The organism is Paenibacillus sp. TAF43_2, from assembly GCF_052113545.1.
Lineage (GTDB): Bacteria > Bacillota > Bacilli > Paenibacillales > Paenibacillaceae > Pristimantibacillus.
Genome location: NZ_JBFRDK010000364.1, coordinates 1 through 1,591, shown reverse-complemented (window position 1 = coordinate 1,591; position 1,591 = coordinate 1). Strand labels below are relative to the sequence as shown.

Genomic DNA, 1,591 nt, shown 5'->3' with positions numbered 1-1,591 from the left:
CCCATATCATTGAGCAACGTGCAAACAATCGAATCATTCGTCCAAATGCTGATTATATAGGCTGTGATTTGCTGCCTTGGCTGCCTATCGAGCAACGATCCTAAATGAGGAGGAGGATGCGAAACGAATGTCCACTTTAATGAGTAATGATAGGCCAAAGCCGGATCAAGTGTTGGTTGATATTGCACAATATGCTGCCAATTATAGGATAACTAGCGAAGAAGCTTACAATACCGCTCGCTATTGTCTCATCGATACGCTTGGCTGCGGGTTGTTAGCGCTTAGGTATCCCGAGTGCACGAAGCTGCTAGGCCCGACCGTACCGGGAACTCTTGTTCCGAATGGAGCTCGTGTTCCTGGAACTTCGTTTCAGCTTGATCCGATCACTGCTGCATTTAACATTGGATGTATGAACCGCTGGCTCGATTACAATGATACTTGGCTTGCAGCGGAGTGGGGCCATCCATCAGATAATCTTGGAGCTATACTAGCTGCTGCGGACTATGAAAGCAGGAAAAACATAGCCGAGGGCAAACCGCCGTTTGTCATGAGAGATGTGCTTACGGCTATGATCAAGGCGCATGAAATTCAAGGCATTCTTGCACTTGAAAACAGCTTTAACCGCGTAGGGCTCGATCATGTTATTCTCGTAAAGATTGCCTCAACTGCTGTAGTGACTGCGCTGCTAGGCGGGACGACAGATGAAATTATTGATGCTTTATCCAATGCGTGGATTGATGGTCATCCGCTTCGTACTTATCGTCATTCGCCAAATACAGGTTCGAGAAAGTCATGGGCAGCCGGCGATGCCACAGCTCGCGCGCTTAGGCTTTCATTGATGGCGCTAAAAGGAGAGATGGGTTATCCCGCTGCACTAACTACGCCGGAATGGGGATTTTATGATGTGCTGTTTAAAGGGAATTCCTTGTCCATTAAACGGGATTTTGAAGCTTATGTCATGGAAAACGTATTGTTTAAAATATCTTTCCCCGCTGAATTCCATGGCCAAACCGCGGTGGAGGCTGCTATCTTGCTGCACCCGAGTGTGAAGGACAGATGGCATGAAATTGATAAAATAATCATTACTACACATAAGTCCGCACTGCGAATTATCGACAAAACAGGACCGCTCCATAATCCCGCGGATCGTGACCATTGCATTCAATATATGGTTGCAATTGGTCTGATTCATGGACATTTAACTGCCGATCATTATGAGGATGATTATGCAAGTGACAGTCGTATCGATGAGCTTCGCAAGAAAATGGTTACGACTGAAGATATCACTTACTCACATGATTATTTGGATGCTAATAAACGCTCGATTGCCAATGCCATTCAAGTGTTTTTCCAAGACGGAACATCCTCTGAGAAGATCGAGATTGCGTACCCAATAGGCCATCGGCGCAGACGTCAGGAAGCCATACCGCTTCTGCTTGCGAAGTTTGATGCCAGTTTGAAGAGCAGGTTTCCATCCAAGCAAATACAAGCGATATCAGAGCTTTGCCAAGACCAAAACGTATTAGAGAACACGCCCGTACAGCAGTTTATGGAACTATTTGTTATTTAGGTGAATGCCTGCGTACAGCGC

At 46.1% G+C, this 1,591-nt stretch carries 1 protein-coding gene; it reads left to right on the top strand.

What is annotated here, in order from left to right; genetic code table 11:
- Positions 1–127: 127 nt before the first annotated feature.
- On the top strand, positions 128–1,570 hold the full coding sequence (locus AB4Z17_RS33400) for a bifunctional 2-methylcitrate dehydratase/aconitate hydratase (RefSeq protein WP_441964748.1): 1,443 nt from the start codon (positions 128–130) through the stop codon (positions 1,568–1,570).
- The last annotated feature ends 21 nt before the right edge of the window (positions 1,571–1,591 follow it).

Excerpts from the sequence above, each read along its gene's own strand:
- AB4Z17_RS33400 (WP_441964748.1), top strand. The coding sequence starts at position 128 with ATGTCCACTTTAATGAGTAATGATAGGCCAAAGCCGGATCAAGTGTTG.